General features: G+C 71.8%; 13 protein-coding genes. 7 read left to right on the forward strand and 6 right to left on the reverse strand.

Features of this window, described 5'->3' with window-relative positions:
* Positions 1-2: 2 nt before the first annotated feature.
* From CP980_RS14130 to CP980_RS14150, 5 genes are read right to left on the reverse strand one after another with little or no spacing between them, the layout of a single operon-like run.
* Positions 3-605 (reverse strand): NuoI/complex I 23 kDa subunit family protein, encoded by a 603-nt coding sequence (locus CP980_RS14130; protein ID WP_189998904.1) that lies wholly within the window; start codon positions 603-605, stop codon positions 3-5.
* Entirely contained in the window at positions 605-1,564 is a 960-nt protein-coding gene (locus CP980_RS14135) for a complex I subunit 1/NuoH family protein (RefSeq protein ID WP_099889974.1), read from the reverse strand. The genes CP980_RS14130 and CP980_RS14135 overlap by 1 nt, the downstream gene beginning before the upstream one ends.
* Positions 1,561-2,781, reverse strand: a complete 1,221-nt coding sequence (locus CP980_RS14140) for an NADH-quinone oxidoreductase subunit C (RefSeq protein ID WP_150528297.1) — start codon at positions 2,779-2,781, stop codon at positions 1,561-1,563. The genes CP980_RS14135 and CP980_RS14140 overlap by 4 nt, the downstream gene beginning before the upstream one ends.
* Positions 2,778-3,380, reverse strand: coding sequence for an NADH-quinone oxidoreductase subunit B (locus CP980_RS14145; RefSeq protein ID WP_099889976.1), 603 nt, complete (start codon positions 3,378-3,380; stop codon positions 2,778-2,780). The genes CP980_RS14140 and CP980_RS14145 overlap by 4 nt, the downstream gene beginning before the upstream one ends.
* Positions 3,371-3,778, reverse strand: coding sequence for an NADH-quinone oxidoreductase subunit A (locus CP980_RS14150; protein ID WP_099889977.1), 408 nt, complete (start codon positions 3,776-3,778; stop codon positions 3,371-3,373). Before CP980_RS14150 ends, CP980_RS14145 begins: the two co-directional genes overlap by 10 nt.
* A 147-nt stretch (positions 3,779-3,925) precedes the next feature.
* On the opposite strand from CP980_RS14150, the gene CP980_RS14155 reads away from it, so the two are divergent.
* From CP980_RS14155 to CP980_RS14175, 5 genes are all read left to right on the forward strand, one after another.
* Positions 3,926-5,125 carry a sensor histidine kinase gene (locus CP980_RS14155; RefSeq protein WP_150528298.1) on the forward strand — a complete coding sequence of 400 codons (1,200 nt, stop codon included), beginning with the start codon at positions 3,926-3,928 and terminating at the stop codon, positions 5,123-5,125.
* A 274-nt stretch (positions 5,126-5,399) separates the two neighbouring features.
* Positions 5,400-6,683, forward strand: coding sequence for a sensor histidine kinase (locus tag CP980_RS14160; RefSeq protein ID WP_373312928.1), 1,284 nt, complete (start codon positions 5,400-5,402; stop codon positions 6,681-6,683).
* A gap of 144 nt (positions 6,684-6,827) precedes the next feature.
* Positions 6,828-7,487 (forward strand): response regulator transcription factor, encoded by a 660-nt coding sequence (locus CP980_RS14165; protein WP_030161942.1) that lies wholly within the window; start codon positions 6,828-6,830, stop codon positions 7,485-7,487.
* Positions 7,488-7,767: 280 nt separating this feature from the next.
* Positions 7,768-9,711 (forward strand): 2-oxoacid:acceptor oxidoreductase subunit alpha, encoded by a 1,944-nt coding sequence (locus CP980_RS14170; protein ID WP_150528300.1) that lies wholly within the window; start codon positions 7,768-7,770, stop codon positions 9,709-9,711.
* Positions 9,704-10,771, forward strand: coding sequence for a 2-oxoacid:ferredoxin oxidoreductase subunit beta (locus CP980_RS14175; RefSeq protein ID WP_132759710.1), 1,068 nt, complete (start codon positions 9,704-9,706; stop codon positions 10,769-10,771). Before CP980_RS14170 ends, CP980_RS14175 begins: the two co-directional genes overlap by 8 nt.
* A 37-nt stretch (positions 10,772-10,808) precedes the next feature.
* Here the strand turns inward: CP980_RS14175 and CP980_RS14180 are convergent, their stop codons facing one another.
* Complete coding sequence (locus CP980_RS14180; protein ID WP_150528301.1) at positions 10,809-11,189, reverse strand: winged helix-turn-helix transcriptional regulator; 381 nt, start codon at positions 11,187-11,189, stop codon at positions 10,809-10,811.
* A gap of 128 nt (positions 11,190-11,317) precedes the next feature.
* Between CP980_RS14180 and CP980_RS14185 the strand changes: the two genes are divergently transcribed.
* Positions 11,318-12,172 carry an NAD(P)H-binding protein gene (locus CP980_RS14185; protein ID WP_150528302.1) on the forward strand — a complete coding sequence of 285 codons (855 nt, stop codon included), beginning with the start codon at positions 11,318-11,320 and terminating at the stop codon, positions 12,170-12,172.
* Between the two features lie 154 nt (positions 12,173-12,326).
* Positions 12,327-13,283, forward strand: a complete 957-nt coding sequence (gene rarD / locus CP980_RS14190; RefSeq protein ID WP_132759816.1) for an EamA family transporter RarD — start codon at positions 12,327-12,329, stop codon at positions 13,281-13,283.
* The last annotated feature ends 162 nt before the right edge of the window (positions 13,284-13,445 follow it).

Raw genomic sequence — 13,445 nt, forward strand, 5'->3', positions numbered from 1 at the left:
GCTCACGCGTCTGCCTCCGGGGTGGTGGGGGTGTCGGTCTCGGGCGTCGTCGGGGCCTCGGCGGCTGCGGCCGCTGCCGCGGCGGCGGCCGCTTCGGCCTTCTCCGCCGCCTTGCGGGCGGCGGCGAGCTCCTTGGGCTCCTCCGCGGCCGGGTCCAGGGCGGGCGGGGCCGGGACGGTCCACATCCATTCGCGCAGCTTGTCGCGCTCGTGGGTGAGTTCGAGGATGTCCGTTTCCGCGTACTCGAACTCCGGCGACCAGAAGAGGGCGTCGAAGGGACACACCTCGATGCAGATGCCGCAGTACATGCAGAGGGAGAAGTCGATGGCGAAGCGGTCCAGGACGTTGCGGCTGCGCTCGCGGCCGCCGGGGGTGGCGGCCGGGACCGTCTCCTTGTGGGAGTCGATGTAGATGCACCAGTCGGGGCACTCGCGGGCGCACAGCATGCAGACCGTGCAGTTCTCCTCGAACAGGCCGATGACCCCGCGGGTGCGGGGCGGGAGCTCGGGCTGCGCCTCGGGGTACTGGGCGGTGTGCGCGCGCTTCGTCATGGTGCGCAGGGTGACGGCTAGGCCCTTGGCGAGGCCGGATCCGGGGATGGGCATCAGCTGATCGCCACCTTCACGATGCCGGTGAGCGCGATCTGGGCGAGCGCGAGCGGGATGAGTGCGGTCCAGGCGAGCTTCTGGAGCTGGTCCTCGCGCAGTCGCGGGTAGCTGACGCGGAGCCAGATCACGACGAAGGCGAGGACGGCGGTCTTGAGGAGGGTCCAGACCCAGCCGTCGGCGACCGGGCCGTGCCAGCCGCCGAGGAAGAGGACGGTGGTGAGGGCGCAGAGGACGACGATGCCGGCGTACTCGGCGAGCAGGAACAGCGCGAAGCGCAGGCCGGTGTACTCGGTGTACGCGCCGAAGATGATCTCGGAGTCGGCGACGGGCATGTCGAAGGGCGGCCGCTGGAGTTCGGCGAGGCCGGCGGTGAAGAAGACGAGCGCGCCGGTGATCTGCCAGGGCAGCCACCACCACTGGAAGGCGTCGACGATGCCGGGCAGGGAGACGGTCCCGGCGGCCATGGCGACGGAGGCGGCGGCGAGCAGCATGGGCAGCTCGTAGGCGAGGAGCTGGGCGGCGGTGCGCAGGCCTCCGAGCAGGGAGAACTTGTTCGCCGACGCCCAGCCGGCCATGAGGCTGCCGAGGACGCCGACGCCCATGACGGCGAGTACGAAGAACAGCCCGGCGTCGATGACCTGGCCGACGGCGCCTTCGCCCGGACCGATGGGGATGGCCACGAGGACGAGGAGGTACGGGAGCAGGGCGACGGCGGGGGCGAGCTGGAAGATGCGGCGGTCGGCGCCCGCCGGGACCACGTCTTCCTTCTGCGCGAACTTCACGCCGTCGGCGACGAGCTGGGCCCAGCCGTGGAAGCCGCCGGCGTACATGGGACCGAGGCGGCCCTGCATGTGGGCCATGACCTTGTGCTCGGTCTGCCCGACGACGAGCGGGAGCACGAGGAACACGGCGAAGACGACGATGAGTCGCAGCGCGACGTCGAGGACGTCGTTCACGCGTCGCCTCCGTTGGTCTCGGATTCGGATTCGGCGGGTCCCGTGCCGGGGGCGGGTCCGCCCCCGGTCCCGCGGGCGGGGTCCGGCTCGGCGTCGGGCCGGGGGGCGGCCTCGGGCGCGGGCTCCGGTGCGGCGTCGGGTTCCGGTTCCACGAAGGCGGGCTGCGGGTTGTGCCAGGGGGCGTCGGTGCTGCGGGGGGCGGGGCGCCTGCCCGGCGCCACCGTACGGCCGCGGACCGCCTGGCCCGGAGCCGCGTCGTCCTGCCCGCCCTCCGCCTCCGGCTCGGCCGGGGCAGCCGGAGCGGCGGCCTGGCTGGCCGAGCCCTCCGACGCGGAGCGGGTACGGCGGGCGGGGCGCGGGGTGTCGGCCTGCGCTCCGGGCTCCACCGGGGTCGCCGGGGCGGCCGGGGTCGCCGCCTGGCTGGCCGAGCCCTCCGACGCGGAGCGGGTACGGCGGGCGGGGCGCGGGGTGTCGGCCTGCGCTCCGGGCTCCACCGGGGTCGCCGCCTGGCTCGTCGAGCCCTCCGTCACCGAGCGGGTACGGCGGGCCGGGCGGGCGGGGGCTTCGGCTCCCGGTGCCGCCGCGGCACCGGCCGCGGCCGCGCGGGCGCCTCGGGCGGGGCGGGCCGGGGCCGGCGGGAGCTGGCCCTTCATCGGGCCCCAGTCGTTGGGGTCCGGGACGCCCGGCGGAAGCATCTGGCGCCGCTTCGGCGCATTGGGGTCATGCGCCTCGCCCGGCTCCTTGGCTCCCGGCCAGGCCTTCGCGACGCGCGCGGCCAGGACGAAGTCCTTGCGCAGCGGGTGGCCTTCGAAGTTCTCCGGGAGGAGGAGGGGGACCAGGTGCGGGTGGTCGGTGAAGACCACGCCGAACATCTCGTGCGTTTCGCGTTCGTGCCATTCCGCGCCCGCGTAGACCGCGACCGCGGAGGGCAGGGAGGGCGCCGAGTGCGGGACCGTCGTACGGAGCAGCAGGCGGCGTACGTGGTGGTTCTCCAGGGACACGACGTGCGCGCAGACGCGGAAGCCCGTACCCGGCTCGTCCACGGCGCTCAGCCAGTCGAAGTAGGTGCAGCCCAGCTTATCCCGGGCGATCTCCAGCGAGGAGATCCAGCTTCCGGCCGGGACGTCCACGGTCAGGACCTCGTAGGAGCGCTCGGCCAGCGCCTCGGCACCGAAGATCGTCGCCGCGGCGTCCGGGAGCGAGTCGTAGAGGTTCATGCGCCGGCTCCCGGGGCGGGCGGCGGGGTGATCAGACCGCTCGTGAGCTGGGCGGTCGACGGCCCCGTCGCGTAGCGGTCCGCCAGCGACTCCCGGGCGATCTTCTCCTGGAGCTTGAGGATGCCCTGGAGCAGCGCCTCCGGGCGCGGCGGGCAGCCGGGGACGTAGACGTCGACCGGGATGATCTGGTCGACGCCCTTCGTCACCGAGTACGAGTCCCAGTAGGGACCGCCGCAGTTGGAGCAGGCGCCGAAGGAGATGACGTACTTCGGCTCCGGCATCTGCTCGTACAGCCGCTTCACGGCCGGCGCCATCTTGTCCGTCACCGTGCCCGAGACGATCATCAGGTCCGCCTGGCGCGGGCCGGGCGCGAACGGGATGACGCCGAGGCGGATGAAGTCGTGCCGGGCCATCGACGCGGCGATGAACTCGATCGCGCAGCAGGCGAGGCCGAAGTTGAAGACCCACAGGCTGTAGCGGCGGCCCCAGTTCAGGACCACCTTCATGGGCTCGGGCGCGAGGCGGGAGAGGACTCCCAGGCGCTTGGGCTCCGGGAGCAGCTGGGGCTCGGCCGGCGTCCCGGCCGGTGTCACGTCCATTCGAGGACGCCCTTCTTGTACGCGTAGAGCAGGCCGACGGCCAGGAAGCCCAGGAAGATGAACATCTCCACGAGCGTGGTGGCGCCGTAGCCGGTGTCGGCGAACACCGTCGCCCACGGGAAGAGGAAGATCGAGTCGACGGCGAAGATGACGTAGAGGAACGCGTACACGTAGTAGCGGACCTGGGTGTGCGCCCAGCCCTCGCCGACGGGGTCCACGCCGCACTCGTACGTCAGCAGTTTCTCGGGGGTCGGGACGACCGGTCTCAGCAGGCGGCCCGCGCCGAACGCGACGGCCACGAAGAGCACACCGAGGACGGCCAGCAGGCCGACGACCGAATAACTCCGGAAATAGTCCGCTGCGAGCACGGTTACGGTCGATACCGTTGGGTCGGGCACGTCCGTTCCTCGCTCCTTGGCCACTGTCGACGATCAGGTACGGACGGGAGTCTAGGGCCTGGTCCACACAGGGTGGGGTTATCCCCCGTTTACAGCGGCCCGGCTGCCCCATGGCACCGGCGGACCGGAATTGGCAGGCTGGGCCGCATGAGCGCGCGCATTCAAGTCTCCCACTCGGGCCCCGACGACGACCGGCCTCCGCCCGTACGCCCGGCCCTGGGCGCCGTGGCGTGGAAAGAGACCGTCCATCTGCTGGGCAATCTGCCGCTCGCGCTCGTCGGCTTCGTCTACACGGTGACCATGGTGGCGACCGCGGGCGGCCTGTCCGTGACCGCGATCGGCCTCCCGCTGCTCGCGGTCGGCCTGTTCGGGGCCCGCCAGCTGGGACGGCTGGAGCGGGCGAGGGCGCGCGTACTGCTGGGCGTACGGGTGGAGGAGCCGACCCCGCTGCCGGGGCCGCGGCGGGCCGGCGGGTTCTTCCCCTGGCTGTGGGCGGGCGTGAAGGACCCGGTGGGCTGGCGGAGCGTGCTGTACGGGCTGGTGCGGCTGCCGTGGGGGGTGCTGACGTTCACGGTGGCGCTGGTGGGGCTGCTGGTGCTGTGGCCGGTGCTGCCGTACGTGGTGCGGTGGCTGTCGAACGTGGACCGGCTGATGGTACGGGGGCTGCTGTCGCCCTCGGACGAGCTGGAGCGGCGCATCGCGGAGCTGGAGACCGACCGGGGGGTGGTGGTGGACACCGCGGCCGCCGACCTGCGGCGCATCGAGCGGGACCTGCACGACGGGGCGCAGGCGCGGCTGGTGGCGCTCGCGATGGGGCTCGGTCTGGCGAAGGAGAAGCTGCTGGAGGACCCGGACGCGGCGGCGCTGATGGTCGACGAGGCCCACGGGGAAGTGAAACTGGCGCTCCAGGAGCTGCGGGACCTGGCGCGGGGGATCCATCCGGCGGTGCTGACGGACCGGGGGCTGGACGCGGCGCTGTCGGCGGTGGCGTCGCGGTGCGTGGTGCCGGTGAAGGTGGCGGTGGACCTGGAGGAGCGGCCCGCGGCCGCGATCGAGGGCATCGCGTACTTCACGGTGTCGGAGCTGCTGCAGAACGTGAGCAAGCATGCGAGGGCCCGGGGGGCGAGCGTGGAGGTGTGGCGCAGCGCCGGCGCCTCCCCCGCTTCGGCTCGGCTGCTGATCCGCGTCTCGGACGACGGGCGGGGCGGGGCCGATGTGGGCGGCGGGTCGGGACTGGCGGGGCTGGCGGAACGGCTGCGGGCCGTGGACGGGGTGTTCGTGCTCGACTCCCCCCAGGGGGAGGGAACGGTGGTGACGGCGGAGCTGCCGTGGCGCGGGCGCGGCTGACGCCGCCGCCCCGGGCCGTGTCCGCGCGCGGGGCCGGGGTGGTCGCGGGGCTCCGCCCGAGGCCCCCGGGGGCGGCTGCGGGCCGAGATGGGGTGGAGCGGGACTCGGACCGGGCTCAAGGGCGGGTGGGGAGGGTGGGTCCTGCGGGCGGCCGATGCCGGGTGGTGGGGTTATCCCCACCACCGGGACGCCCACCCGCCCGATGCTTCCGGGGGCCGCCGGCCGGGAGGCTGGGGGTGTGGTGACGGATGCTGCGAGAGGGCGGGTCGGGATGATGGGTTTCGTGCGTGCACTGCGGGCTCCCGTTGAGGGGCGGACCTGGCGGGAGTTCGGGTACCTCGTGCTCGGGCTGCCGCTGAGCGTGCTCTACTTCTCGCTCGCGATCACCGGTGTCAGCCTCGGCGCCGGGCTGCTCGTCACCTTCCTCGGGGTCCCGGTGCTCGCCGGGGTGCTCGCCATGTGCCGGGGCTTCGGGCGGATCGAGCGGGGCCGGGCGCGGGCCATGCTCGGGGCGGACATCGGCGAGCCGGCACCCGTCCGGGCCCGCAAGCGCGGGGCGCTCGCCGCCATGGGGGCCCTGCTCAAGAGCGGCAGCGCCTGGCGGCACGTCCTGTACTCCGTGGTCCACCTCCCGTGGGCCGTCTTCGCCTTCACCCTGGCACTGGTGTTCTGGGCGTACGGGTGGGCGTTCCTGCTGTACCCCCTCTGGTTCTGGGTCTTCCCCGCCTACACCGACATGCCCGGGCTCCAGCTCTTCCAGAACGACGACTACACCTTCTATCTCGACTCCCCCGCCGAGATCCTCCTCGCCTGCCTGGTCGGACTGGCCTTCACCCTGGCCACGCCCTGGGTGGTGCGGGCCCTGGCCACCGTCGACCGCGTCCTCATCGCCGGGCTGCTGGGACCGTCCCGCCTCGACGACCGCGTGAGCGAGCTGGAGACCGACCGCGGGATCGTCGTCGACACCGCCGCCGCCGACCTGCGCCGCATCGAACGCGACCTGCACGACGGGGCGCAGGCCCGCCTGGTGGCGCTGGCCATGGATCTCGGACTGGCGAAGGAGAAGCTGGCCGAGGACCCGCGGGCCGCCGCCCGGATGGTGGACGAGGCGCACGGCGAGGTGAAGGTCGCGCTCCAGGAGCTGCGCGACCTGGCCCGCGGGATCCACCCGGCGGTGCTGACCGACCGCGGTCTGGACGCGGCGCTGTCCTCGGTGGCCTCCCGCTGCGCGGTGCCCGTACGGGTGTCCGCGGACCTGCCGGACCGGCCCGCGGCCGCGATCGAGGGGATCGCGTACTTCACCGTCTCGGAGCTGCTCCAGAACATCAGCAAGCACTCCGGGGCCCGCACGGCGAGCGTGGACGTGTGGAAGTCGGGGGACCGGCTGCTGATCCAGGTCGTGGACGACGGCCGGGGCGGCGCGCACAGCGACGGTTCCGGCACCGGGCTGGCCGGTCTCACCGAGCGGCTGGACGCCGTGGACGGGGTGCTGGTGGTGGATTCCCCGGCCGGCGACGGCACCACCGTCACCGCCGAGCTCCCCTGGCGTTCGCGCTGAGGGCTGTCCCGTAGGTCCCGCTCCCTCGTACGGCGCCTCCGATGATCCCCACTCGCCCCCGTTCGGCCCCCGGGCTGGGATGCTTGGCTGCGTCAGGCACATCGGACGACATGGACGCGGGAGCTGCTGGACGTGGAAGACAGGGTGCGGGTGGTCATCGCCGAGGATTCAGTGCTGCTGCGCGAGGGCCTGACCCGGTTGCTGACCGACCGGGGGCATGACGTCGTGGCAGGCGTCGGGGACGCGGAAGCCCTGATCAAGACGGTGGCGGAGCTGGCCGCCGAGGACGCGCTGCCGGATGTGGTGGTGGCCGACGTACGGATGCCGCCGACCCATACCGACGAGGGCGTGCGGGCCGCCGTGCGGCTGCGGCGCGAGCACCCCGGGATAGGCGTGCTCGTACTGTCGCAGTACGTGGAGGAGCAGTACGCCACCGAACTGCTGGCCGGTTCCAGTACCGGGGTGGGGTACCTGCTCAAGGACCGGGTGGCCGACGTGCGCGAGTTCCTGGACGCCGTCGTCCGCGTGGCCCGCGGCGGGACCGCCCTGGACCCGGAGGTGGTCGCGCAGCTGCTCGGCCGCAGCCGCAAGCAGGACGTACTGGCGGGGCTGACCCCGCGCGAGCGCGAGGTGCTGGGCCTGATGGCCGAGGGGCGGACCAATTCGGCCGTGGCCAAGCAGCTCGTGGTCAGCGACGGAGCCGTGGAGAAGCACGTCAGCAACATCTTCATGAAGCTCGGGCTGTCGCCCAGCGACGGGGACCACCGGCGGGTTCTGGCCGTTCTGACCTACCTGCGGTCTTGATCGCAAGATCCGGGGCATTGATCAAAACCTTGATCAACTGACACCCTGTCAGGTGCGGCGTTACCGCACCCGGCCGCACGGGGCTCGCACTATTTCTGCACGGCACGAAATCTCGGAATCTCTCGGAATCCCGTGGACCCGCTCAATCCCACGGGATTCTCTCGACAGACCGCCGCGGACGACGGTCCAGAATACGAGCGTCCCCCGGTCAGGCCATCCCCGCCGACGTAGGGTTGACCTTGGGAACGGGAACGCCACGCCTCGAAGGAGGTCCAGTTCAGTGACCAGCCAGGTCAGTAGTCCAGCCGAGCAGGCCGACGGGGCAGAAGGTGCCGTAGTCGGCGAACAACGGACACCCCCGGCCCCGGGCGGCAAGGAAGTACGCCGTCTGGACCGGGTGATCATCCGCTTCGCGGGTGACTCGGGTGACGGCATGCAGCTCACCGGTGACCGCTTCACCTCGGAGACGGCCTCCTTCGGGAACGACCTCTCCACGCTGCCGAACTTCCCGGCCGAGATCCGCGCCCCCGCCGGCACCCTGCCGGGCGTGTCGTCGTTCCAGCTGCATTTCGCCGATCACGACATCCTGACGCCGGGCGACGCCCCGAACGTACTGGTCGCGATGAATCCGGCGGCGCTGAAGGCGAACATCGCGGACGTACCGCGCGGCGCCGAGATCATCATCAATACCGATGAATTCACCAAGCGCCCGATGGCGAAGGTCGGATACGAGACCTCGCCCCTGGAAGACGGCTCGCTGGGCGGCTACAACATCCACCAGGTGCCGCTGACCACGCTGACCGTCGAGGCGCTGAAGGACTTCGGGCTCTCCCGCAAGGAGGCCGAGCGCAGCAAGAACATGTTCGCGCTGGGGCTGCTGAGCTGGATGTACCACCGGCCCACCGAGGGCACGGAGAACTTCCTGCGGCAGAAGTTCGCGAAGAAGCCCGACATCGCCGAGGCGAACGTGGCCGCCTTCCGGGCGGGCTGGAACTTCGGCGAGACCACCGAGGACTTCGCGGTCTCCTACGAGGTGGCCCCGGCCACCCGCGCCTTCCCGACGGGCACGTACCGGAACATCTCCGGGAACCTGGCCCTGTCGTACGGGCTGATCACGGCGAGCCGGCAGGCGGACCTGCCCCTCTACCTGGGCTCCTATCCGATCACCCCGGCGTCGGACATCCTGCACGAGCTGAGCAAGCACAAGAACTTCGGCGTACGGACCTTCCAGGCCGAGGACGAGATCGCCGGCATCGGCGCCGCGCTCGGCGCGGCCTTCGGCGGCGCGCTCGGCGTCACCACCACCTCCGGCCCCGGAGTCGCGCTCAAGTCCGAGACGATCGGACTCGCCGTCTCGCTGGAGCTGCCGCTGCTGATCGTGGACATCCAGCGCGGCGGTCCCTCCACCGGCCTGCCGACCAAGACGGAGCAGGCGGACCTGCTCCAGGCGATGTACGGGCGCAACGGCGAGGCCCCGGTCCCGGTCGTGGCCCCGCGGACGCCCGCCGACTGCTTCGACGCCGCGATCGACGCCGCACGGATCGCGCTGACCTACCGGACCCCGGTGTTCCTCCTCTCCGACGGCTACCTCGCCAACGGCTCCGAACCCTGGCGGATCCCGGACGTCGCCGACCTTCCCGACCTGAAGGTGCAGTTCGCCTCCGGGCCCAACCAGCGGCTCGCGGACGGTACGGAGGTGTTCTGGCCGTTCAAGCGCGACCCGCAGACGCTGGCCCGCCCCTGGGCGGTCCCCGGCACGCCCGGGCTGGAGCACCGCATCGGCGGCATCGAGAAGCAGGACGGCACCGGCAACATCTCCTACGACCCCGCCAACCACGACTTCATGGTCCGCACCCGCCAGGCCAAGATCGACGGCATCCAGGTCCCCGACCTGGACCTCGACGACCCGGACGGCGCCCGCACCCTCGTCCTGGGCTGGGGCTCCACCTACGGCCCCATCACCGCCGCCGTCCGCCGGCTGCGGGGCGCCGGCACCCCGGTCGCACAGGCCCATCTGCGCCATCTCAACCCGTTCCCGAGGAATCTCGGGGAGGTCCTGAAGCGTTACGACAAGGTAGTGGTGCCGGAGATGAACCTCGGGCAGCTCGCCACCCTGATCCGGGCGAAGTACCTGGTGGACGCCCAGTCGTACACCCAGGTCAACGGAATGCCGTTCAAGGCCGAGCAGCTCTCGAAGGTTCTCGAGGAGGCCATCAATGACTGAGGTGACCGACGCCCCCCATCTGCTCTCCCTCGTGCCGAAGGCCGAGGCCAAGCAGTCGATGAAGGACTTCAAGTCGGACCAGGAGGTCCGCTGGTGTCCCGGGTGCGGTGACTACGCGGTACTGGCAGCCGTGCAGGGGTTCATGCCAGAGCTCGGACTGGCGAAGGAGAACATCGTCTTCGTCTCCGGGATCGGCTGTTCCTCGCGTTTCCCGTACTACATGAACACGTACGGGATGCACTCGATCCACGGCCGCGCCCCGGCCATCGCCACCGGGCTCGCCACCTCGCGCCGCGACCTGTCGGTATGGGTGGTCACCGGCGACGGCGACGCGCTCTCCATCGGCGGGAACCACCTGATCCACGCCCTGCGCCGCAACGTCAACCTCAAGATCCTGCTCTTCAACAACCGGATCTACGGACTGACCAAGGGCCAGTACTCGCCCACCAGCGAGGTCGGCAAGATCACCAAGTCCACCCCCATGGGCTCGCTGGACGCACCCTTCAACCCCGTCTCCCTCGCGCTCGGCGCCGAGGCCACCTTCGTGGCCCGGACCGTCGACTCCGACCGCAAACACCTCACCGAGGTGCTCCGCGCGGCCGCCGACCACCAGGGCACGGCGCTGGTGGAGATCTACCAGAACTGCAACATCTTCAACGACGGCGCCTTCGAGGTCCTGAAGGACAATGCCCAGGCCCAGGAGGCGGTGATCCGGCTGGAGCACGGCCGGCCGATCCGCTTCGGCACCGACGGCCACAAGGGCGTCGTGCGCGACCAGGCCACCGGGGAACTGGAGGTCGTGACGGTGACCCCGGACAACGAGTCCGCGATCCTGGTCCACGACGCCCACGCCGCCGGCCCCACCACCGCCTTCGCGCTCTCCCGGCTCGCCGACCCGCACACCCTGCACCAGACGCCCATCGGGGTCTTCCGCAGCGTGGAGCGGCCCGTCTACGACACCCTGATGGCCGAGCAGCTCGACCAGGCCGTCGACGCCAAGGGCAAGGGGGACCTCAGCGCCCTCCTCGCCGGAAGCGACACCTGGACGGTCGTCGGCTGACGCCGCACCCCGCCCGCGAACGGACGCCCGGAGCTCCTCAGGAGCTCCGGGCCTCGTCGTACGCGGCCCGGGCCGCCTGGACGTCGGCGGTGCGCCGTTCGGTCCAGCGGGCGAGGGCGTACACCTGCTCGGCGGCCTCGCGCCCGAGCTCGGTCAGCGAGTAGTCCACGCGCGGCGGGATCACGGGCTTGGCGTCGCGCAGCAGGAACCCGTCGCGCTCCAGCGTCTGGAGGGTCTGGGCCAGCATCTTCTCGCTGACGCCGCCCACCTCCCGGCGCAGTTCGCTGAAGCGGTACGAGCGCTCGACGAGCGCGGCCAGCACCAGGACGCCCCAGCGGCTGGTGACGTGCTCCAGCACGCCCCGGGAGGGGCACATCGGGGCCTTCACGTTCACCGCCGGCTGCTCACTTACCTTCATACCAGTACCTTACTTTGAAGTGGGTACTTACGAAAGGTTAGCGCTATCCCTAGGGTGGTGTCATATCCCGAAGCCGGACACGGCCCCCCGGCCGGATGACCATCCGGCCACCACGCAAGGAGCGCACCATGAGCATCGTCGTCACCGGAGCCACCGGAGCCCTCGGCCGCCTCGTCGTCGAGGACCTGCTGAACCGGGTACCCGCCGAGCGGGTCGCCGTCGTCGTCCGCAGCGAGGAGAAGGCCGCCGACCTCGCGGAGCGCGGGGTCGAGGTGCGCGTCGCGGACTACGACCTCCCCGAGACCCTGGCCGGCGCCTTCCGCCCGGGCGACCGCGTCCTGCTGATCTCCGGCAACGAGGTCGGCCGCCGGGTGCCGCAGCACCTCGCCGTGATCGCGGCCGCGCGCGCCGCCGGCGTCGCCCAGCTCGCGTACACCGGGATCCTCGGCGGCCCCGAGGCCGACTTCGACCTGGCCGCCGAGCACAAGGTCACCGAGCAGGCCATCCTCGACTCCGGCCTGCCCTACACGTTCCTGCGCAACGGCTGGTACCACGAGAACTACACCGGCCAGCTGGGCACCGTCCTGGAGCACGGCGCGGTCGTGGGCAGCGCGGGCGAGGGCAGGATCGCCTCGGCGGCGCGCGCGGACTACGCCGCCGCGGCCGCCGCCGTACTGACCGGCGAGGGCCACCTGAACCAGGTGTACGAGCTGTCCGGCGACTCCGCGTGGAGCCTGGCGGAGTACGCGGCCGAGGTCGCGGCGCAGAGCGGCAAGGAGGTCGCGTACAGCGAGGTCCCCGCCGAGGCGCACCTGTCGATCCTGACCGGCGCCGGGGTCCCGGAGGGCTTCGCGGCGATCCTCGTCGACGTGGACGCGGCCATCTCCCGCGGCCGGCTGGCCCACACCGGCGGGGACCTGTCCCGGCTGATCGGCCGCCCGACGACCCCGGTGGCCCACGCGATCACCTCCGCCCTGGCCTGAGCGGCCTGAGCGGGTCGGCCGCGGCCCGAGTCCGCCCCGCCGCGGCCACGCAAGGCCCAGGGCGTGTCATGAGTATCTCCTGTAGACGGGCATGACATCCGCTCCGCCCGGCGCTACCTTCGTGAGGTTGGCCGAATCACGACTGGAGGGCCCCGTGAAGGCGGAGAACGAGCAGCGCACGGGTTTGCTCTACGGATTCGGCGCATACGGGATGTGGGGGCTGGTCCCCCTGTTCTGGCCGCTGCTCAAGCCGTCCGGAGCCATCGAGATCCTCGCCCACCGCATGGTGTGGTCACTGGGCGTCGTCGGGATCCTGCTGCTGGCCATGCGCCGCTGGGCCTGGATACGGGACCTGCTCCGCCGGCCCCGCAAGCTGGGCCTGACCGCGCTGGCCGCGTCGGTGATCTCCGTGAACTGGGGCCTGTACATCTGGGCCGTCAACAACGGCGCGGTGGTCGAGGCCAGCCTCGGGTACTTCATCAACCCGCTCGTCACCATCGCCATCGGCGTGCTCGTCCTCGGCGAGCGGCTACGCCGGGCGCAGTGGGCGGCGGTCGCCATCGGCGTGGCCGCCGTGCTCGTGCTCGCCGTCGGGTACGGGCGGCCGCCGTGGATCTCGCTGGTCCTGGCCTTCTCCTTCGCCACGTACGGGCTGATCAAGAAGAAGCTCAACATGGGCGGTGTCGAGTCGCTCGCCGCCGAGACCGCGCTGCTCTTCCTGCCCGCCCTCGGCTACCTGCTGTGGCTGGGCGCGCAGGGCAGGTCCACGTTCGCCTCGGAAGGGCTCGGGCACGCCTCGCTGCTCGCCGCGACGGGGCTGGTCACGGCGATCCCGCTGGTCTTCTTCGGGGCGGCCGCGATCCGGGTCCCGCTGTCCACGCTCGGGCTGCTCCAGTACCTGGCCCCGGTGTTCCAGTTCGGGCTCGGCGTCGTGTACTTCCACGAGGCGATGCCGCCGGAGCGCTGGGCCGGCTTCTCCCTGGTCTGGGTCGCGCTGGCGCTGCTGACCTGGGACGCGCTGCGTACGGCGCGCAGGACGCGGGTCCGGCTGGAGGCCGCCCGCGCCGCGGCCGGGCCGGTGCCCGCCCCGGCGACCGAGCCGGCGGCGTAGCCGCGTACCGCGCGTCCCCGATACCCCCACGATCCCCGCTACGGAACCCCCGTAGCGGGGATCGTCCGTTTACCGAACCACCCTGACCGAATCGCGGTCTTGACGGGCAGTCACCCTTCCGCTGAACATCAGGCTCGCACTGACGCACGATCGCTCAATTGC

It is taken from the genome of Streptomyces vinaceus (assembly GCF_008704935.1).
Lineage (GTDB): Bacteria > Actinomycetota > Actinomycetes > Streptomycetales > Streptomycetaceae > Streptomyces > Streptomyces vinaceus.